Origin of the sequence: Agrococcus versicolor (assembly GCF_039531815.1) — a bacterium.
GTDB lineage: Bacteria > Actinomycetota > Actinomycetes > Actinomycetales > Microbacteriaceae > Agrococcus > Agrococcus versicolor.
The window spans coordinates 727,047-746,595 of record NZ_BAAAQT010000006.1; the positions used below are offsets into that span (position 1 = coordinate 727,047).

At 73.5% G+C, this 19,549-nt stretch carries 21 protein-coding genes; 14 read left to right on the forward strand and 7 right to left on the reverse strand.

The annotated features are described in order from the left end of the window. Positions 1 to 33: 33 nt before the first annotated feature. Positions 34 to 291, reverse strand: coding sequence for a Rho termination factor N-terminal domain-containing protein (locus tag ABD249_RS11810; RefSeq protein ID WP_344343771.1), 258 nt, complete (start codon positions 289 to 291; stop codon positions 34 to 36). A gap of 87 nt (positions 292 to 378) precedes the next feature. Further along, on the reverse strand, positions 379 to 1,293 hold the full coding sequence (locus ABD249_RS11815; RefSeq protein WP_344343773.1) for a DMT family transporter: 915 nt from the start codon (positions 1,291 to 1,293) through the stop codon (positions 379 to 381). A gap of 72 nt (positions 1,294 to 1,365) precedes the next feature. Between ABD249_RS11815 and ABD249_RS11820 the strand changes: the two genes are divergently transcribed. The 6 genes from ABD249_RS11820 to ABD249_RS11845 all read left to right on the forward strand — a co-directional run bounded on the left by ABD249_RS11820 (position 1,366) and on the right by ABD249_RS11845 (position 7,216). Further along, entirely contained in the window at positions 1,366 to 2,199 is an 834-nt protein-coding gene (locus tag ABD249_RS11820; RefSeq protein WP_344343775.1) for an EI24 domain-containing protein, read from the forward strand. A 10-nt stretch (positions 2,200 to 2,209) separates the two neighbouring features. Further along, on the forward strand, positions 2,210 to 3,265 hold the full coding sequence (locus ABD249_RS11825; protein ID WP_344343777.1) for a lipid II:glycine glycyltransferase FemX: 1,056 nt from the start codon (positions 2,210 to 2,212) through the stop codon (positions 3,263 to 3,265). An 11-nt stretch (positions 3,266 to 3,276) separates the two neighbouring features. Continuing rightward, positions 3,277 to 4,323, forward strand: coding sequence for a lipid II:glycine glycyltransferase FemX (locus tag ABD249_RS11830; protein ID WP_344343779.1), 1,047 nt, complete (start codon positions 3,277 to 3,279; stop codon positions 4,321 to 4,323). Beyond that, positions 4,320 to 5,408 carry a lipid II:glycine glycyltransferase FemX gene (locus ABD249_RS11835; protein WP_344343781.1) on the forward strand — a complete coding sequence of 363 codons (1,089 nt, stop codon included), beginning with the start codon at positions 4,320 to 4,322 and terminating at the stop codon, positions 5,406 to 5,408. The genes ABD249_RS11830 and ABD249_RS11835 overlap by 4 nt, the downstream gene beginning before the upstream one ends. 85 nt (positions 5,409 to 5,493) lie before the next feature. Beyond that, on the forward strand, positions 5,494 to 6,003 hold the full coding sequence (locus tag ABD249_RS11840) for a hypothetical protein (protein WP_344343783.1): 510 nt from the start codon (positions 5,494 to 5,496) through the stop codon (positions 6,001 to 6,003). 19 nt (positions 6,004 to 6,022) lie between these two features. Further along, complete coding sequence (locus tag ABD249_RS11845; protein WP_344343785.1) at positions 6,023 to 7,216, forward strand: phosphotransferase family protein; 1,194 nt, start codon at positions 6,023 to 6,025, stop codon at positions 7,214 to 7,216. A gap of 15 nt (positions 7,217 to 7,231) precedes the next feature. Here the strand turns inward: ABD249_RS11845 and ABD249_RS11850 are convergent, their stop codons facing one another. Beyond that, positions 7,232 to 8,206 carry an App1 family protein phosphatidate phosphatase gene (locus ABD249_RS11850; protein ID WP_344343948.1) on the reverse strand — a complete coding sequence of 325 codons (975 nt, stop codon included), beginning with the start codon at positions 8,204 to 8,206 and terminating at the stop codon, positions 7,232 to 7,234. Between the two features lie 125 nt (positions 8,207 to 8,331). Beyond that, on the reverse strand, positions 8,332 to 9,021 hold the full coding sequence (locus tag ABD249_RS11855; protein ID WP_344343787.1) for an SOS response-associated peptidase: 690 nt from the start codon (positions 9,019 to 9,021) through the stop codon (positions 8,332 to 8,334). Positions 9,022 to 9,152: 131 nt separating this feature from the next. Here ABD249_RS11855 and ABD249_RS11860 point away from each other — a divergent pair, with 131 nt between their 5' ends. The 5 genes from ABD249_RS11860 to ABD249_RS11880 all read left to right on the forward strand — a co-directional run bounded on the left by ABD249_RS11860 (position 9,153) and on the right by ABD249_RS11880 (position 12,961). Further along, positions 9,153 to 9,794, forward strand: coding sequence for a TetR/AcrR family transcriptional regulator (locus ABD249_RS11860; protein ID WP_344343789.1), 642 nt, complete (start codon positions 9,153 to 9,155; stop codon positions 9,792 to 9,794). Continuing rightward, a complete protein-coding gene (locus ABD249_RS11865; protein WP_344343791.1) occupies positions 9,791 to 10,603 on the forward strand; it encodes an ABC transporter ATP-binding protein in 813 nt (270 codons plus the stop codon). The genes ABD249_RS11860 and ABD249_RS11865 overlap by 4 nt, the downstream gene beginning before the upstream one ends. 12 nt (positions 10,604 to 10,615) lie before the next feature. Continuing rightward, positions 10,616 to 11,245 carry an ABC transporter permease gene (locus tag ABD249_RS11870; RefSeq protein WP_344343793.1) on the forward strand — a complete coding sequence of 210 codons (630 nt, stop codon included), beginning with the start codon at positions 10,616 to 10,618 and terminating at the stop codon, positions 11,243 to 11,245. Further along, positions 11,242 to 11,934, forward strand: coding sequence for an ABC transporter permease (locus ABD249_RS11875; RefSeq protein ID WP_344343795.1), 693 nt, complete (start codon positions 11,242 to 11,244; stop codon positions 11,932 to 11,934). The genes ABD249_RS11870 and ABD249_RS11875 overlap by 4 nt, the downstream gene beginning before the upstream one ends. Before the next feature lie 106 nt (positions 11,935 to 12,040). Continuing rightward, positions 12,041 to 12,961 carry an ABC transporter substrate-binding protein gene (locus tag ABD249_RS11880; RefSeq protein ID WP_344343797.1) on the forward strand — a complete coding sequence of 307 codons (921 nt, stop codon included), beginning with the start codon at positions 12,041 to 12,043 and terminating at the stop codon, positions 12,959 to 12,961. A gap of 71 nt (positions 12,962 to 13,032) precedes the next feature. On the opposite strand, the gene ABD249_RS11885 is transcribed toward ABD249_RS11880, so the two are convergent. After that, positions 13,033 to 13,671, reverse strand: a complete 639-nt coding sequence (locus ABD249_RS11885; RefSeq protein WP_344343949.1) for a DedA family protein — start codon at positions 13,669 to 13,671, stop codon at positions 13,033 to 13,035. Further along, the gene (locus tag ABD249_RS11890) at positions 13,668 to 14,471 is read right to left on the reverse strand and encodes an aminotransferase class IV (RefSeq protein WP_344343800.1); all 804 of its coding nucleotides are present in this window, start codon (positions 14,469 to 14,471) and stop codon (positions 13,668 to 13,670) included. The genes ABD249_RS11885 and ABD249_RS11890 overlap by 4 nt, the downstream gene beginning before the upstream one ends. Before the next feature lie 12 nt (positions 14,472 to 14,483). Here ABD249_RS11890 and ABD249_RS11895 point away from each other — a divergent pair, with 12 nt between their 5' ends. After that, on the forward strand, positions 14,484 to 15,779 hold the full coding sequence (locus tag ABD249_RS11895; RefSeq protein WP_344343802.1) for an anthranilate synthase component I family protein: 1,296 nt from the start codon (positions 14,484 to 14,486) through the stop codon (positions 15,777 to 15,779). 6 nt (positions 15,780 to 15,785) lie between these two features. Here the strand turns inward: ABD249_RS11895 and ABD249_RS11900 are convergent, their stop codons facing one another. After that, positions 15,786 to 16,205 (reverse strand): SRPBCC domain-containing protein, encoded by a 420-nt coding sequence (locus ABD249_RS11900; protein ID WP_344343804.1) that lies wholly within the window; start codon positions 16,203 to 16,205, stop codon positions 15,786 to 15,788. 209 nt (positions 16,206 to 16,414) lie between these two features. Between ABD249_RS11900 and leuS the strand changes: the two genes are divergently transcribed. Beyond that, on the forward strand, positions 16,415 to 18,955 hold the full coding sequence (leuS, locus tag ABD249_RS11905) for a leucine--tRNA ligase (RefSeq protein ID WP_344343806.1): 2,541 nt from the start codon (positions 16,415 to 16,417) through the stop codon (positions 18,953 to 18,955). A gap of 14 nt (positions 18,956 to 18,969) precedes the next feature. Then, positions 18,970 to 19,515, forward strand: coding sequence for a KH domain-containing protein (locus ABD249_RS11910; RefSeq protein ID WP_344343808.1), 546 nt, complete (start codon positions 18,970 to 18,972; stop codon positions 19,513 to 19,515). The last annotated feature ends 34 nt before the right edge of the window (positions 19,516 to 19,549 follow it).

Consider the following 19,549-nt stretch of genomic DNA (forward strand, 5'->3'; position numbering starts at 1 on the left):
GCACCGCCAGGGCGCCGCTCGGGCGGGCGAGGATCAGTGCGAGCGGATCCGGTCGACGAGCTCCTGCTTGCGCAGCCGGAAGACGCCGGAGATGCCGAGCTCCCTCGCCCGATCGCGCAGCTCCGGGACGGTGCGGTCGTCGAGGTCCTCGGCCTTCCCGCCTCGTCGCCCGACGGCCTTCCTGCCGTCGCGCGCCGCCGCGTTCGCGATGCGCGCCGCCTTCTGGGCGCTCGCGCCGTCGTCGCGCAGCTCGCGGTACAGGCCCTCGTCCTTGATCGATGGATTCGGCATGCGTCCATCCCTCCCTGGTCGATGCCCCCAGGCTGCCGCGCGCCGCGGAGCGCGGCGAGGGCCTTGACGCCGTGCGGGCGTCGTCGCTCAGGCAGGCGGACGCGCCGGCGCCGCGAGACGACCGCGGCGCGACGGCAGGCTCACGAGCACGATGCCGACCGCGACCGCCGCGAGCCCGATCCATGCGAGCGCACCGAGGCGCTCGTGCACGACGAGCACGGCGAGCAGCGTCGCCACGACCGGCTCGGCGAGCGCCAGGGTCGTGGCGGTCGAGGCGGCGAGGGCGCGCAACGCCATGCCGAAGAGCAGGTACGCGAGCGCCATGGGCACGAGCGCGAGGAACGCGAGCGTCGCGATCCCGTGCGCCGACGCGAGCGGCCCGGGGCCGAGCACGAGGAAGGCGGGCACCATGACCACGGCGCCGACGAGGAAGATCGACGCCATCGAGCCCTGCGACGTGCGACCGCCCGCGATGAGGCGAGCGCCCGCGTACGCGTACAGGGCGTAGCCGACCCCCGCCGCGAGGGCGAGCGCGATGCCGAGCAGCGGATCCGACCCCGCCGTCGACTCGCCGGAGCCCACGGCGAGCAGCGCGACGCCCGCCGCGGCGATCACGGTCGCCACGGCCCACCGCGCGGTCGGCCGTCGGCCGTCGAGCACCCACTCGAGCGCCGCAGCGACGATCGGGCCGAAGCCGAGGGCGAGGACGTTGCCGACCGCGACGCCTGCGAGGTCCATCGCGGGGTAGTAGGCGGTGGGGTAGAGGACGGCGCCCGCACCGCCGGCGAGCAGCCACGGCCACGCCGAGCGGTCGGCGAGCACCCGAGCGACCGCGCGCCACGACAGGAGGGCGAGCACGAGCCCGCCGACGCCGAACGTGGCGAGGCCGATGAGCAGGGGAGAGGATCCCGCCGGCGCGAAGTGGGCGACGGTGCCCGTCGTGCCCCACAGCACCGCGGCGGCGAGCACGGCGACCGTGTGGATGGGTCGCGCGGCGGTCACGTGCAGAGCCTAGGCGGCGGCGCGCCCACGACTCCCCGCCCATCCGGAGCCGCGGTCGGGGAGGATGGGCGCGTGCATCGCATCCGAGCCCTCCTGCACGGCATGTCCCTGCTCGCCGCGGGCTTCCGCATCGGCTGGCGCGACCCGCGCCTCGCGATCCTCGGCATGGTGCCGCCGCTCGTCGTCGGCGCCGCCCTCGTCGTCGGGCTCGTGATCCTCGGCGTCAACGCCGTCGCGATCGTCGAGGCGCTCACGCCGTTCGCCGACGGGTGGGACGATCCGTGGCCGACGCTGCTGCGCATCGCGCTCGCGATCGCGCTCGTCGCCGGCGCCGGCGCGATCGGCGTGCTGCTGTTCGCCGCCATCACCCTCCTCGTCGGCGCGCCCTTCTACGAGCGCATCTGGCGTGCGGCCGAGGAGCAGCTCGGCGGCGTGCGCGACGAGGTCGAGCCCTCCGTGTGGCAGTCGATCGTCAAGGGCGTCGACGACGGGCTGCGCCTCGCGGGCGTCGCGATCCTCACGGGCCTCGTCGTCGTCGTGCTCGGCCTCGTGCCCGTCGTCGGCCCGCTCGCCGGCTGGATCGGCGGCGCGCTCGTCGGCTCCCGTGCGCTCGCGATCGAGCTCGCGAGCATGCCCGCCGACGCGCGCGGCCTGAGCCTCGACGAGCGTCGCCGCCTCCTCGACGGCGCGCCCGACGTCGCACGTGGGTTCGGCCTCGCCGTCTACCTGCTCTTCCTCGTCCCCGGCGGTGCCGTGCTCGCGACCCCGGCCGCGACCGTCGGCGGCATGCTGCTGGTGCGCGAGCTGCGGGGCGAGCGCACCGAGCCGCCGACGCCCCACGATCCCGGCGCCGACGAGGCGCCGCCCGTCCCGCCGGCACCCTCGACCCCGCCGCCGCTCGCGTAGGCTGTCACGGATGTCCGGAACCCTGCTCGTGCGCGCTGCGACCGCCGACGAGATCGCCCGCTGGGACGATCTCATCGCCACGAACCCCGACGGCGGGCACATGGTGCAGTCGTCGGCGTTCGCCGAGGTCAAGCGAGGCGACGGCCTCGAGCCGCGGTTCCTCGTCGTCGACGGCGACCACCCGATCCACGTCCTCGCGCTCGAGGGCCGGGTGTGGCTCGGTCGCTACTGGTACGTGCCGCTCGGCCCCACCGGCGACGACCTCGAGGGCATCGTCGCCGCGCTGCGCACGTACGCCGCAGCCCAGCCGGGCCTGCTCGTGGTGAAGGTCGAGCCCAGGCTCGAGCGCACGCCCGAGCTCGTCGCGCGACTCGAGGCGACGGGCCTCGAGCCCAGCCGCGACATGCAGGTGCAGACCCACACGGTCGTGCTCGACCTCGAGCAGGGCGACGAGGCGCTGCTCGCGTCGTTCTCGCAGTCGACCCGTCGCCACATCCGCAAGGCGCAGCGCGACGGCTACCGCGTCGAGCGCGTCGACGTCACGCCCGCGACGCGCGAGCGCATGCACGCGATGATGCAGACCGTCGCCGGCGGCAAGGGCATGCAGGGCATGCGCGAGCGCGCCTACTACGACCGGTTCTGGCAGGCGTTCGCCGACGCGGGCACCGGGCAGCTGTACCTCGGCTTCGACGACGACGGCGACGTGCCGCAGGCGGGAGTCTTCGTGACGTTCGCCGGCCGCACCGCCGTGTACAAGGACGGCGGATCGCGCCCCGACCGCCGCATCGCCGGCGGCGCGCCGCTGCTGCTGTTCACGGCGATGCAGGACGCCATCGCGCGCGGCTGCACGGCGTTCGACCTCGCCGGCACGCCGCCCGCCGACCGCCTCGACGACGAGACGCACCCCTTCCACGGCCTCGGCCAGTTCAAGACGCGCTTCGGCCCGGTCACGAGCTTCCTGCCCTCGTTCGACCTCGTGCTGCACCCGCTGCGGCACCGGCTATGGGAGCACGGGCTGCGCAGGATCGAGTGGCGCCTGCGCCCCGGCCCGGACACGCTGCGATGACGGGCGGGACGATGCACGAGCTGCGCGAGGCGACGGCCGCCGAGATCGCCGACTGGGATGCCCACGTCGCACGCAACCCCGACGGCGGCCAGTTCACGCAGACGCTCGCGTTCGCCGAGGTGAAGCGATGGGACGGCTTCGCGACGCACCACATGGTCTACGACGGCGACGAGCCCGTGTTCGCGCTCGTCCTCGAGCGCCACGGCGTCGTCGGCCGCTTCTGGTACGTGCCGTCCGGGCCGTGGCATCCGCGGTTCGACTCGATCGTCGCCGCGACGCGCGCGTACGTCGAGCGGCACCGCCCTGACCTCGTGTCGGTCAAGCTCGAGCCGCGCCTGCGCCGCACCGACGAGCACATGGCGCTGCTGCGCGAGTCCGGCCTCGTCGAGGCCGACGACGTGCAGATCCACACGCACACGGTCATCGCCGACCTGACGCAGGGCCCGGAGGCGCTGCTCGCGAGCTTCTCGAAGGCGGCCCGCAAGAACATCCGCCATGCCGAGCGCGAGGGCTACGTCGTCGAGCGCGTCGATGCGACGCCCGCCCTCATGGATCGCATGTGGGAGCGCATGCAGACCATCTCGGGCGGCGGCGGCCTCAGCGGCATGCGCGGCGAGGAGTACTACCGCACGGTGTGGAAGGCGTTCACCGACCACGGCATGGCCGACTGGTGGGTGGGCGAGGACGGCGGCGACGGCCCGCAGACCATCACGTTCACGATCCCGTTCGGCCGCGACGTCATCGACAAGGACGAGGGCTCCCGCCCCGACCGCCGCATCAACGGCGGCGCGCACCTGGGCAGGTGGACGCGCATGCGGCACTACGCCGAGCGCGGCTTCGCCGGCTTCGACATGATGGGCGCCCCTCCCGCGGCGCGGAAGGACGACCCGACCCACTTCATGCACTCCCTCGCGAGGTTCAAGACGCAGTTCGCGCCCATCGTCGACTTCACGCCCTCGTTCGACCTCGAGCTGAAGCCCGGCAGGCAGCGCGTGTGGGATCGCTACGTGCGCCCGATCGAGTGGCGGGCCAAGCGCCGCTACACGGGACTGTGGTGACCGTGGGTGCCGGCTCGGCGACGCTCCGGCGCGCGACGGCGGCGGAGGTCGCGCGGTGGGACGCGCTCGTGCAGGCGAACCCCGACGGCGGCCAGTGGGCGCAGGGCGAGGCGTACGCCGCGCTCAAGCGGCACGAGGACGGCCTCCATCCCGTGCACCTGCTGCTCGAGGGTGCGCCGGGCGTCGACGGCGACGTCGCGATGCTCGCGCTCGAGCACCGCTCGGTCGCCGGTCGCCAGTGGTACCTGCCGCAGGGCCCCAGCCTCCCGATCGCGGCCGTGCCGGCCTTCACGGCGGCGCTGCGCGCGTTCGCGGCCACCGTGCCGCACCTGTACGCCGTGCGCATCGAGCCCTTCGTCGTCGACGTCCCCGAGGCGCGCGAGACCCTCGCGGGCAGCGGCTGGGCGCCGTCCGACCGCATGCAGCAGAACCAGCACACCGTGCTCGTCGACCTCGAGCCCGACGTCGACGCCATCTTCGCCGGCTTCACGAAGAACCTCCGCAACCACATCCGCAAGGCCGGGCGCGACGGCTACCGCGTCGAGAAGGTCGAGCCGACCGACGAGAACCTCGAGACGATGTACCGCCTCATGCAGACGGTCTCGGGCGGCAAGGGCGTCGCGGGCATGAAGCCCTTCCCGTACTACCGACGGCTGTGGACCGAGCTGCGCGAGCGCGGCCAGGGCCACCTGTGGTTCGGCTTCGACGGCGCGCACGAGGGCCCGCAGGCGTCGTCGTTCATGATCGGCTACGGCCGCTACGCCCTCGCGAAGGACGGCGGATCCGTGCCCGACCGGGCGATCCGCGGCGGCGCCCACCTCATCCGCTGGACGGCGATGCAGTGGTTCAAGGAGCACGACGGCCGCACGATCTACGACGCCTACGCGACGCCGCCGTCGTGGAAGGCCGACGACCAGAGCGAGCAGCTGTACGGCCCCGGTCGCTTCAAGCTGCTGTTCGGGCCGATCACCGACCACCTCCCGAGCCATCTCCTCGTGCTCGAGCCGCGCCGCTGGGCACTGTTCTCGCGCATCGTGCTGCCGATCGAGTGGCGGCTGCGCAAGCGTCCCTGGGGCATCTGGTAGCACCGGGCCGGCCTCACGCGCGGCGGCCGGCGGCACGCCGGGCGCTCGCGGCGGACGCCGGGGGACGGGCCGCTACGCTGGAGGCATGGCGCGCGTCGGAGATCCAGCCGAGCTCGCACGCATCCTGCGAGGCGAGTGGGCCATCCGCGCCACGACGTTCCCGTACTGGCTGTCGCCCAACCGGCGCAACCCGCGCGTGACGATCGAGGTCGTCGAGGGGTCGCCGCTGCGGCTTCGCGAGACGTACGAGTACCACCGCCCCGACAAGGGCGACCGCGAGCTCGTGGCAGAGATGCGCTGGAAGGGCGACCACTTCGCGTGGAAGGCCATCGGCGCGACGAAGCTCATCCGCACGGCGTGCGTCGTGAGCGACACGCCCGCGACGCCCGACATCGTGAGCGTGCACTTCGGCCGGAGCACCATGGTGCGCCAGCCCGCGGTCACGCTGCTGGCGAGGCCGCACCTCGACCCCGACCACGTGCGCGCGATGATCTCGCGCGACACGCACTCCTTCGAGCTCTCCGCCGGCGAGTTCTGGCGCCTCGACTGGCTGCCCGTGCATCCCGTCGTGTCGTCGGAGCCGCTTCCCGGCTGAGTCGTGTTGGATGGGAGCCATGCTCGACGACGCAGCCGGCATCCTCCGTCGCCTCGCCGCGAGCACGGGCCGTGAGCTCGTCTCGCATCGGCAGCAGGATCTCGAGCCCGTCTCCGACGGCATCATCCTCGGCTACGCGTGCACGCTGCGCGGGCCGGACGACGTGCTCGAGCACGTCACGATCTACGTGAACACCTCGCCGGACGCGCCGGTCGACGACCAGACGGTGCAGCTCGTCGATCGCGCGACGGGCGAGCGCCTCACGGCGTGGACGTATCCGCAGGATCCGTCGCTGCCGTCGCTGCCGGCCGTGTCGTACCCGGAGGCCGCGGGCGTCGTGCTCGCGAAGTTCGGCATCCAGGCGTCCGGCGCCACGCTCACGATGGAGTCGTACCGCCCGGGGAAGCGCGCGGTGCTGCGCGTCGACACCGGCGACACCCAGCACTTCGCGAAGGTCGTGCAGCCGTCGCTCGCCGCGACGATCCACGACCTCCACGTCGCGCTCCACGCCGCGGGCCTGCCCGTGCCGCGCAGCCTCGGCTACTCGGAGTCGGGCCTCCTGCTGCTCGAGCGCATGCCCGGCGACCCCGCGCTCGAGCACGTCTCGACGATCGCCGACGACCCGCGGTTCCTGCGCGAGCTCGCATCGCTCGTCGATCGCCTCGCCGCCGTCCGCGTCGGCGTCGCCGCCCGCGAGTCGCTCGCGCGTCGCGCCGACTGGTACGCGGCACGCATGGCCGAGACGGCGCCCGTGCTCGCGCCGCGCGCGAGCGGCATCGTCGACCGCGTGCGCGCGCTCTACGCCTCGACGCCGGTGCCGACGCCCGTGACGGTGCACGGCGACCTCCACCTCGGCCAGATCCTCGTCGCCCCGCGCGAGCCGTGGCGCATCACGGGCCTCATCGACATCGACACCGCCGGGCTCGGCGACCGTGCCGACGATGCGGCGGCCCTCGCGGCGCACGTCGTCGTCACGGCCTTCGAGTCGGCCACGGCGGGGGCGCGCGAGGATGCCGAGTCGCTGCGCATGCTCGCGGCGCGGCTGCGGGCGAGCTGGGCCGACGGCGGGCGCACGGCGTCGATCGCCGCCATCCACCTCGTCGGGCACGCGCTCGCCGTCGCGGGTCGCGGCGACGAGCACCTGCAGGTCGCGGCTCGGCTGCTCGACGAGGCCGACCTCGCGCTCGAGGCCGGCCTCCACCCGCAGCGCTGAGCCGCGGCGCGCCGCTCAGTCGAGCGGCAGGCCGCCCTCGCGCAGGCTGCGCTCGAGGCCGCCGCCGTTCGGCGCCATGTGCCAGGCGACGGGGGAGTCGGTCTCGGTGTGCTTGCGACCGCCCGCGAGCACCGCCTCCTGCGGCGAGAGCTGCCGGATGGCGACGGCCTCGACCGACTCGGGGTGCTCCTTCGCGAACGCGGCGTAGATCGCCTCGTCGTGCTGCCCGTCGTCGCCGACGAGCAGCCAGCGCACGTCGGGGAAGTCGCGGGCGAGCCTGCGCAGCTGCGCGCGCTTGTGCACCTGGCCCGAGCGGAAGAAGCGGTCGTGCGTCGGACCCCAGTCGGTGAGGATCAGCGGTCCCGGCGGGTACAGGTTGCGCGAGAGGAACCTGCGGAGCGCGGGCGCGACGTTCCACGCGCCCGTCGACAGGTAGATGAACGGCGCCGTCGGGTGGGCGCGGCGCACGCGGTCGTAGAGCACGGCCATGCCGGGCACCGGCCTGCGCGCGTGCTCGTCGAGCACGAACGCGTTCCACGCGGCGAGCATCGGACGGGGCAGGAGCGTGACCATGACGGTGTCGTCGACGTCGGAGACGACGCCGAGGCGCGTGGCGGGGTCGACGACGAAGATCGGCGCCTGCACGGGCTCCGAGCCCGGCACCGTGAGCGTGACCTCCCGCCAGCCGGGCTCGAGCGAGACGGGCACGACCGCGTCGACGACGCCGCCGCGGTCCGCGGTGACCGTCGCGGTCGTGCCGTTCGACGACACCGTCACCTCGGCGGTCGAGAGGCTGATGGAGGTGAACGTGCGCCAGCCGCGCATGTTCTCGTAGAGGGCGCGCTGCTCCTCGCCGGGGGTGACGAGCAGCACGCGGCACAGCACGCGCACCCAGCCGTCGCCGCCGTAGCCGGCGTAGGGGATGACCGCGGGCCGGCGCCCGCCGCGCAGCGCGCGCGCCTCGCGGCGCTCCTGCACCCAGTCCTCCATGCGCGCCGCGCGGTGGAGGATCGGGTCGGGAACGTGGGCCAGGGGGTCGAGCTCAACCACGGCGGTGCCTCATCGTGACCACGCTACCGGCGGGCGAGGGGGCGTGCGACGCGCGGCGCGCCCCGTCAGCCCACGGGCTCCACGAGCGACGGGCCGTCGGCGCGCACGTCGCCCACCGCGCGCGACACCTCGCGCAGCGACAGCGCGGGCACCTGCTCGGCCGCCGCCGCGACGACGGCGTCGACGAGATCCTGGCCGCCCTCCGTCTCGGCGTCGAGCCACGTGTCCCACAGCTCGGGCGCGAGCACGACGGGCATGCGGTCGTGCAGGTCGGCGAGCGTGCCCGTCGCCTCGGCCGTGAGGATCGTCGAGGTGAGCACCCACGCGCCGTCCGGGCCCTTCCACCATGCGTAGAGGCCGGCGAGCCCGATGGGCGCGTCGCCCGGCGCGTGCACGAGGAAGGGCGTGCGCTCGGGCTTGCGCCACTCGTACCAGCCCGACACGGGCACGATCGCGCGTCGCGTCGCGAGCGAGGGGGCGAACGTGCGCCTCTCGGCGACCGTCTCGCTGCGCGCGTTGATGGCGCGCGCCGCCCCCGAGAGGTCCGGGGCCCACGGCGGCACGAGACCCCAGCGCGCCGCCTCGAGACGGCGGATCGGAGGGCCGTCGTCGCGCGCGGGCGGCTCGACGACGACGGGCGCGCGATCGGTGGGCGCGACATTCCAGGAGCGCTCCGGGAGGTCGCCGACCTCGTCGACCTCGAAGAGCGCGACCAGGTCGCCGGGATCCGCAGCCATCACGTAGCGTCCGCACACGCGAGCAGCATGCCATGCCCCAGGGGGACCCCGACAGGGGATCCCCTGGCGCGTCGCGCTCGGGCGTGCGAGCGGCGCAGGGGTAGAGTCGGTCGAACTGAGCGTCGCTCGACGTTGGATGGAGGACGTGCATGCCCATGTCGGTGCACCCGGACGCGGCCTCCGTCGCCGTCCGCAGCGAGCCCGTGCAGCCCCGGGCGGCCGCGCGCATCGAGGCGCTGCTCGACGCGGCGGCGCACTGCGTCGACGAGGTCGGCTCCGAGCTGCTCACGACCGCGATGGTCGCGAAGAGCGCCGGCGCCTCGATCGGCACGGTCTACCGCTACTTCCCCGATCGCATCGCCGTGCTCGTCGCCCTCGCCGGCCGCAACCTCGAGCGGCTCCGCGCGCGCTTCGAGCGCACGCTGAGCGACGGCAGCCACGCGACGTGGGAGGACGCCGTGACGGCGCTCCTGCGCGACTTCATCGGCGCCTACCGCGAGATCCCGTCCTTCCGCTCCGTGCGCACGGGCGACTGGCTCGACGTCGGCGCCGAGCGCCCCGCGGACTCGACCGAGCTCATCGCGGCCGAGACGCTCACGGTGCTCGTCGGCCGCTTCGGCGTCCCGGACGACGACGAGGCTCGCGCCGCGCTGCGTCGCGGCTTCCGCGTCGCGGACGCGCTCGTCATGTTCGCCTTCCAGCGCGAGCGCTTCGGCGACGAGGAGATGCTCGAGATGGCACTCGAGCACGGCCTGGCCGAGGCGAAGCACGGGCTGGCGCCCCGCTCGTGATCACCTTCGAGCAGGTCTCCAAGCGCTACGGCGACGCGTTCGCCGTCCGCGAGTTCTCGTTCGAGGTCGCTCCGCGCACCTGCACGGTGCTCGTCGGCTCGTCCGGCTCCGGCAAGACCACGCTCATGCGCATGGTCAACCGCATGGTGGAGCCCACGTCGGGCCGCGTCCTCATCGACGGCGAGGACGTCGCGACGAAGGACGTCGTCCGCCTGCGTCGCGGCATCGGCTACGTGCTGCAGGCCGCAGGGCTCCTCCCGCACCGCACGGTGTGGCAGAACGTCGCGACGGTGCCCATGCTCGACGGCGCGAGCAAGCGCGACGGCCGCGAGCGCGCCCTCGAGCTGCTCGCGACCGTGAACCTCGATCCCGAGCTCGCCGACCGGTACCCGCATCAGCTCTCCGGTGGCCAGCAGCAGCGCGTCGGCGTCGCCCGCGCGCTCGCCGCGGACCCGAACATCCTCCTGATGGACGAGCCCTTCGGCGCCGTCGACCCCATCGTGCGCCTCGAGCTGCAGCGCGAGACCCGCAGGCTCCAGCGCGACCTCGGCAAGACGGTGCTGTTCGTGACGCACGACATCCAGGAGGCGTTCGCGCTCGCCGACCAGGTCGTCGTGCTCGAGCGCGAGGGCGTCGTCGCGCAGAGCGGCACGCCCGCCGAGATCGTCGCGCAGCCCGCGAACGACTTCGTGCGCGAGTTCATCGGCGCGAGCGCCGGCGAGCGCTCCCTCCGCGTCGAGCAGGTGGACGGTCGACAGGTCGTCGTCGACCGCGACGGCACCCCGCTCGGCACGCTCGACGCCGCCTGAGGCCATCGATCCATGAGCTGGGTGATCGCGAACTGGGACCAGGTCTGGTCGCTGACGCTCAACCACGCACGGCTGTCGGTCGTGCCGATCCTCGTCGGCTTCCTCGTCGCCGTGCCGCTCGGCAGGCTCGCGTCGGGCAACCGCATCGTCCGATTCCTCGTGCTCGGCTTCGGCAGCGCGCTGTACGCGATCCCGTCGCTGCCGCTCTTCCTGATCCTGCCGCTCATCCTCGCGACGCGGACGCTCGACGAGATCAACCTCACCGTCGCCCTCTCGCTGTACGCCATCGCGATCATGGTCTTCAGCGCGACGGACGCCTTCGTGTCGCTGCCGCCGGCGACGGTGTCCGCCGCGACCGCCGTCGGCTACGGCCGTGCCGGTCGCTTCCTGCGCGTCGAGCTGCCGCTCGCCGGTCCCGTGCTCCTCGCGGGCGTGCGCGTCGTGTCCGTCTCGACCGTCGCCATGGTGACCGTCGGCGCGCTCATCGGCAGCGACAACCTCGGCTACCTCTTCACGAACGGTCGTGCGACGAGCAACATCGACTCCGTCGTCGCCGGGCTCGTCGGCACCCTCGTGCTCGCCGCCGTCTTCGACCTGGTCCTGCAGCTGCTCGGCCGCCTCGCCATGCCCTGGAGGCGATGATGGAGTTCCTCCTCAGCGCGCTGTCGTGGCTCCTGTCGCCCGACCGGTACGAGCCCGGCGCGCTGTACTCGGTGCCCGACCGCCTCGTCGAGCACCTCCAGATCGTGGCCGCATGCGTCGCGATCGCCGCGATCGTGGCGGTGCCGCTCGGCTGCTGGATCGGGCACACGGGCAAGGGGCGCCGCGTCGTCGTGGGCATCACGAGCGCCGCGCGCGCCGCGCCCGCGCTCGGCCTCCTCATCCTGCTCGTCATGCTGCTCACCGATCCGCTCGGCACGCGCCAGGCGCAGCTCATCGGCTGCGGCGTCGCGCTGTCGGTCCTCGCGATCCCGTCGATCCTCGCGGGCACCTACTCGGGCATCGAGGGCGTGGATCGCGTGACGATCGATGCTGCGCGCGCCTCGGGCATGACCGAGTGGCAGATCCTGACGAAGGTCGAGCTGCCGCTCGCGGCGCCGGTGCTCATCGGCGGCCTCCGCGCGGGCGTCCTCATGGTCGTGGCGACCGCGACGATCGCGTCCTTCGCCGGGTTCGGCGGCATCGGCGCCATCATCGCCGCCGGCATCGGCCTCAACGACTACGACCTCATGCTCGGCGCCTCGATCCTCGTCGCACTGCTCGCGATCGTCATCGACCTGCTGCTCGCGCTCGTGCAGCGGTCGGCGCAGCGGGCTCGTCACCTCGCCTGACGACCCCCTTGCCGCGACCGTCGCGATCTGTCAAGCGGGAGTGGCGCAGTCGCAGATGTGGGTCGCTGCTGGTTCGATGGAGTCCCCCTCACATCCAGGAGCTCTCATGCAGCGTCCCATCCGTGCACTCGCGGCCACCCTCGTCGCGGGCATCGCCCTCGCGGGCTGCGCCTCGTCCGACCCGACCGGGACCGGAGGCGAGCCGGCAGCCGACGGCGAGATCGTCATCGGCTCCAACGCCTTCCCCGAGGCCGAGATCCTCGCCGAGATCTACGCGCAGGCGCTCGAGGACGCCGGCTACGAGGTCGAGCGCAACCTGAGCATCGGTGCGCGCCAGCAGACCTTCCCCGCCCTCCAGGACGGCTCGATCACCCTGCAGCCCGAGTACACGGGCAACCTGCTCACGTTCCTCGACGAGTCTAACGAGCTCACCGCCCCGGAGGACGTCGCCGACGCGCTCGACGATGCGCTCGAGGGCACGGGCCTCGTCGCCTACGACTACGCCGAGGCGCAGGACCAGGACGCCTACGTCGTGACGCGCGAGTACGCCGACGCCAACGGCCTCACCTCGATCGCCGACCTCGTCGACATGCAGCCGTTCGCGCTCGGCAGCAACCCGCAGTTCGCCGAGCTGCCGTACGGCCTGCCCGGCCTCGAGTCGGCGTACGGCATCACCGACGTCGAGTTCGTGCAGTACGAGGACTTCGGCGGCCCCGCCACGGTCCAGGCGCTGCTCGACGGCACGGTCGACGTCGCCGACATCTACACGACGAGCCCGGCGATCACCGAGAACGACCTCGTCGTCCTCGAGGACCCGGAGGAGATCATCGCGGCGCAGAACATCGTGCCCGTGCTCTCCGAGACGATCGCGTCGGACGAGATCGAGGAGATCCTGAACGCGATCTCCGCCGAGCTCACCACCGAGGACCTCATCGCGCTGCGCACGCGCGTCGAGGGCAGCGAGACCGCGAGCCCGGCCACGGCCGCAGGCGACTGGCTCGTCGAGAAGGGCCTCATCGACGGCTGATCGCCCTCGACCCGCACGGGGGTCGTGCGTCGCCTCGGCGACGCACGGCCCCCGTCGTCGTCGGGCGGGCGTCAGTCCATGTGGCGCGACTCGCGCCGCACGAGCCAGCGCTTGCCGAGCCACACGACGGCGAGGAAGGCGACGATGATCGCGACGAAGACGTAGCCGGCGCCGTGCAGGCGCTCGGACAGCTCGCGGAACGACCCGGCGGCGAGCCAGCCCACGCTCGCGTAGGCGAGCGCCCAGGCGAGGCACGCGGGCGCGGTCCACGCCATGAAGCGCCGGTAGGCCATGCCGCTCGCGCCCACGACGAGCGGTACGAGCGAGTGGGCGACGGGCAGGAACCGCGACAGCAGGATGGCGGGGCCGCCGCGACGGCGCAGGTACCGCTCCGCACGGCCCCAGCGCTCCGCGGCCCGCGGCCACCGTCGAGCGAGGAACGCGTCGATGCGCGGCCCGAGCCAGCGTCCGATGGCGAAGCCGATCGACTCGCCCACGAGGGCACCGGCGACGCAGGCGCCCACGAGCCCCGCCCACTGCACGACGTCCTCGATGCCGGTGGCCGCGACGATGACGACGGTGTCGCCCGGCACGACGAGTCCGAGCAGCACGCTCGTCTCGAGCATGATCGCGATGCCGGCGATGAGGGTGCGCAGCCACGGCTCGACCGACTGCACGACGTCGAGGAAGCCCGTGATCCAGTCGTTCACGTCCATGGGCGTCGCAGCCTCTCGAGCGCGGCGTGCCAGGCGTCGGCGCGCGCGGGCTCCGCGACGGCGTGGTGCGTGCCGTCCGGCTCGGACCAGGCGGTGACGCCGCGGACGCCGTGGAGCGCGTTCACGATCCACACCTCGGCGCCGGCGAGCGACGCGGGCGTCGCGTCCTCCTCGACGACGGCGGTGCCGAGGGCGAGCGCGACGGCGGCGACCTGCCTCGCCGTGACCGAGGCGACGCGCTCGCGCGCGGCCGGGGGTGCATGCAGCACGTCGCCGCGCCACCACAGGATCGCGCTCGTCGCGCCGTCGACGATCGCGCCGTCGACCACGATCGCCGCCTCGTCGGCGCCCTCCGCGACCGCGGCGTCTCGCAGCGCCCAGAGCGCTGCGAGGTCCGGTCCCTTGAGGGTGGGGGCCGTGCGCGGATCGGTCGCGGCGGTGCGCACCCGCGCCCGACGGCCGAGCGCGGGGGCCGGTCGCACGTGCAGCACGGGGCCGTCGTGGCGCGCGGTGCGCGGCCAGTCGAGGCGCGGGAACCAGGCGCCCGTCGCAGGGACCGCAGCGGGCACGGCGCGTGCGGCGCGCGCCGCGAGGGGCTCGTCCCCGCCCTGCGCCCGCACCGATGCGACGAATCGCTCGACGTGCGTCGACCAGCCGACGACGGCGCCGTCGTCGACGAGCCACGAGTCGGCGACGAGCGGGTCGCCCGTCGGCGTCGGCACGGGCACGAAGCGCGTGCCGTCGAAGCCGAGGGAGCGAGCGGGCGGAGACGTCGTCGCTCCGGCCCCGCTCATAGGATGCAGGGTATGGCACCAGCCCCTGGGCTCCTCATGCCCTGGCTCGGCGCGACCTCGTGGCAGGACGTGCCGTACGTCGACCCCGTGGGCGTCGCGACGGCGCTGTGGCGCACCGGTGGCGACCTCGTCTGGCTCGACTCGGCCGCCGGCGGCATGCACGTGATGGGGCTCGGCGATGCGACGCTCGTCGTGCGCGGCGACGAGGCGACCCGCGACGGCGAGCGCGTGCCGGGCGATGCGCTCGACGCGCTGCACGCCGCAGCGATGAGCGGTGGCGCCTGGGTGGGATGGCTCGGGTACGAGGCCGGTGCGCGACTGCTCGGCGTCGACGCTCCGACGGGCAGGCATCCCGACGCGGCGTGGCTGCGCCTGTCGACGTGGCTCGTCGTCGACGACGACGCCCGCCGCGCGCAGCTGCAGTCGCGGCATGCGACGCCCGAGCCGCTCCCCGTGCCCGAGACGCCACCGTGGTTCGGCGATGCTCCGCGTGCGAGCGTGCGGTGGCGCGACGATCCCGAGGCCTACCTCGCGGCGATCGCCGCCTGCCAGGCGCGCATCCGCGACGGGGACTCGTACCTGCTGTGCCTCACGACCATGGTCGTGACGGGCCCGATCGATCCGCTGGCGACGTATCTGCGGCTGCGCGCGACGACGCGGGCGCATCACGGCGGCCTCCTGCGCGTCGACGGCACGACGCTCGCGTCCGCGAGCCCGGAGCGCTTCCTGCGCGTCGAGGGCGGCCGCGTCCGCACGAGCCCCATCAAGGGCACCAGGAGGCGGGGGAGCGGCGCGGACGACGCCGCGCTCGCCGAGGAGCTGCGCACGAGCGAGAAGGAGCGCGCCGAGAACGTCATGATCGTCGACCTGTGCCGCAACGACCTGCAGCGCGTGTGCGAGCCCGGCTCCGTCGCCGTCACGAGCCTCCTGGCCGTCGAGACGTATCCGACGGTCCATCAGCTCGTCTCGACCATCGAGGGCACGCTGCGCGAGGGCGTCGCGCCGGTCGACGTCGTGCGCGCGACGTTCCCGGCCGGATCGATGACCGGCGCGCCGAAGCGCCGCACCGTCGAGCTGCTGCAGGGTCTCGAGACGGGGCCGCGGGGCGTCTACGCCGGCTGCTTCGGCGTCGTCACGGCCGACGCGTGCGACCTCGCCATGGTCATCCGCTCGATCGTCGCCGACGAGGACGGCGCGACGATCGGCGTCGGCGGCGGCATCACCGCGCTGTCGGTGCCGGAGGAGGAGCTCGACGAGGTCGCGCTCAAGGCCGAGGCGCTGGTGCGGGCGCTCGTGCCGCTCGCCTGAGCGGGCTCAGGCCGCGCGAGCCTCGGCGTAGGCGACCAGCTCGTCGAGCTCGACCGTCCACCCCTGCGCGAGCGCGCGCAGCGACGCGCGCACCTGCGACGTCGACCCGTCGAGGCGGAAGCCGCGCTCCTCGAAGTGCACGAGCGTGCCGCCCTCGGTGGGCTTGAGCGCGAACGTCACCTGCGTCGCGGTCGGGCCGAGGACGCCCTCGGACCACTCGAACGACAGGCGCTCGGCGGGCACGGCATCCAGCACGCGGGCGGCGAGCACGACCTCGCCCGTCCAGGCGAATCGGCCCTGCGCGCCCGTGACGAGGCCGTCGGGGAAGGCGGCGATGTCGCCGAGCCAGTGGGCGAGGTGCTCGGGCTCGGTGATGCACGTCCACACCGCGTCCGGGCTCGCGTCGACCGTGACGATGCGCGTCACGCGATGATCGTGCAGATCGATCGTCGCGGGCGGATTGTCGAAGCCGGGCACCCACGCTCCCTTCCAGTCCTCCCAGTCTGCCACCGGTCGGCTGCGAGCGCACGATCGCCGGGCGGGTCGCGCCTGCGCGCGGGCCGTAGGATCGGGGATGGTGCTCGCGCGCGTCCGCGCGTGGCGCACCCACGCCAGGACCCGACAGGAGACGACCGGTGAGCGAAGAGTACGACTTCCACTCGATGCAGGAGCGGTGGCTGCAGGAGTGGGATCGACTTCGCCCGTTCGCGACGGACGACGCCGGCGACACGCGCCCGCGCAAGTACGTGCTCGACATGTTCCCCTACCCCTCCGGCGACCTGCACATGGGCCACGCCGAGTCGTACGCGTACGGGGACGTGCTCGCGCGCTACTGGCGGCAGCAGGGCTTCAACGTGCTGCATCCCATCGGCTGGGACTCCTTCGGCCTGCCCGCCGAGAACGCCGCCATCAAGCGCGGCGCCGACCCCGCGCAGTGGACGGCCGAGAACATCGAGCAGCACAAGCGCTCGATGCGCCGCTACGCGACCGCGTTCGACTGGGACCGCATCCTGCACACGTCGGACCCCGGCTACTACAAGTGGAACCAGTGGCTGTTCCTCGAGCTGTTCAAGGCCGGGCTCGCCTACCGCAAGCCCGCGAACGTCAACTGGTGCCCCAAGGACCAGACGGTGCTCGCGAACGAGCAGGTCATCGACGGCCACTGCGAGCGCTGCGACTCGCTCGTCGAGAAGAAGCAGCTCACGCAGTGGTTCTTCAAGATCACCGACTACGCCGACCGCCTGCTCGACGACCTCAACCAGCTCGAGGGCCGCTGGCCCGAGAAGGTGCTGCGCATGCAGCGCAACTGGATCGGTCGCTCCGAGGGTGCCGACGTCGACTTCGCGATCGAGGGACGCGAGGCGCCCGTGCGCGTCTTCACGACGCGTCCCGACACGCTCTTCGGCGTGACGTTCATGGTCGTCGCGCCCGACTCCGACCTCGCGGCCGAGCTCGTCGCCGGCGCCGACGAGGCCACGCAGGCCGCGTTCGCCGAGTACCTGCTGCGCACGCAGCGCATGACCGACATCGACCGTCAGTCGACGGAGCGCGAGAAGACCGGCGTGCCGCTCGGTCGCGAGGCGATCCACCCGTTCACGGGCGAGCGCATCCCGATCTGGGCCGCCGACTACGTGCTGGCCGACTACGGCCACGGCGCCGTCATGGCCGTGCCGGCGCACGACCAGCGCGACCTCGACTTCGCGCGCGCCTTCGACCTGCCCATCCGGGTCGTGCTCGACACGAACGCGCCGATCACGGGCGTCATGCCGATGATCCCGATCGACGACGACGGCAACGCGATCGAGCCCGAGTCGTACGAGCCCGTCGACCCGCGCCAGACGGGCGAGGCGCTCACGGGCGACGGCCGCATGATCCAGTCCGGGCCGCTCGACGGCCTGTCGAAGCAGAACGCCATCGCGCGTGCGATCGCGATGCTCGAGGAGCGCGGCATCGGCGGCAAGGCGAAGACGTACCGCCTGCGCGACTGGCTCATCTCGCGGCAGCGCTACTGGGGCACGCCCATCCCGATCGTGCACACGGCCGACGGCGAGATGGTGCCCGTGCCGCTCGAGCAGCTGCCCGTCACGCTGCCGAGCGCCGAGGGCCTCGACCTCACGCCCAAGGGCACGAGCCCCCTGGGTGGCGCGAGCGAGTGGATGCAGGTGCCGTCGCCCATCGACGGCAGCCCGGCGCAGCGCGACCCCGACACGATGGACACGTTCGTCGACTCGTCGTGGTACTTCCTGCGCTTCCTGTCGCCGAACGACGACACGAGGGCGTTCGACCCGGCGCAGGCCGACCGCTGGGCGCCCGTCGACCGCTACGTCGGCGGCGTCGAGCACGCGATCCTCCACCTGCTGTACGCACGCTTCATCACCAAGGTGCTCTTCGACCTCGGGCACGTGTCGTTCACCGAGCCGTTCGAGTCGCTGCTCAACCAGGGGATGGTCATCCTCGACGGCGCGAAGATGTCGAAGTCGAAGGGCAACCTCGTCACGCTCTCGGAGGAGCTCGACCGCTTCGGCGTCGACGCCATCCGCGTGACGATGTCGTTCGCCGGTCCGCCCGAGGACGACATCGACTGGAAGGACGTCAGCCCGGCGGGCGCGCAGAAGTTCCTCGCGCGCGCCTGGCGCCTGTCCGGCGAGGTCCGCGCGCCCAAGGGTGCGGATGCGAAGGGCGGCGACGCCGCGCTGCGCCGCGAGACGCACCGCTTCTGGCGCGATGCGCCCGGGCTCATCGAGGCGCTGAAGTTCAACGTCGTCGTCGCACGCCTCATGGAGCTCACGAACGCGACCCGCAAGGCCGTCGACGGTGCCGCGGGCGCCGCCGACCCCGCGGTGCGCGAGGCGGTCGAGGCGATCGCGCTCGGACTGTCGCTCTTCGCGCCGTACACGGCCGAGGACATGTGGGCGAGGCTCGGCCATCAGCCGACGATCGCGAACGTCGGCTGGCGTCGCTCCGACCCGTCGCTGCTCGTCGAGCAGACGACGACGGCGGTCGTGCAGGTCAACGGCAAGGTCCGCGACCGCGTCGAGGTGCCCGCGACGATCGGCGCCGACGAGCTCGAGGCGCTCGCGCGGGCGCTCCCGGGCGTCGTGCGCTCGGTGGGCGATGGCGAGGTCGTGAAGGCGATCGTGCGTGCTCCGCAGCTCGTGAACCTCGTCGTGCGCTGACGCGCGAGCGCCGCATGGTCGATCTGGACGTCCCCGTCGTCGGGGTCGCGCTCGTCGCGGTGCTGCTGGCGGCGATCGCGCTCGTCGCCCTCGGCGGCAGGCGGCGCAGGCCGCGGCGGCCACCGCGCACCGCCGAGGTCCGACTCACGACGCACGCCCGTGAGCGGATGGGGCAGCGCGACGTCGACCTCGCCGACCTCGAGCGCGTCGTCCGCGAGCCGCACCGCGTGGTCGACGACGTCGAGGAGGGCAGCGTCCGCCTCGAGCGCGACGTCGGCGACGACGTGCTGAAGGTCTGGGTCGTCGCGCCGTGGCCGCCGCGGCAGGAGGTCGTCGTGAAGTCGACGGCGTGGCAGCGGGTGGTGCACGGCCGCATCCCGCGCGCGGCCGTCGGTGCCGTCGTCGGGCACCGCGGCGCGACGGTGCAGGCGCTCGAGCGGCGCACGGGCGCGCGCGTCTCGATCGATCGCGCGTCGGGCGCCGTCCGCGTCGCCGCGCCCACGCGCGCTGCGGCCCAGGCGGCGCTGCGCGAGGTCGAGGCGCTCGCCCGACGCGCCTGAGCGCGAGCGGGATCCCGCACACCCTCCTCGCGTC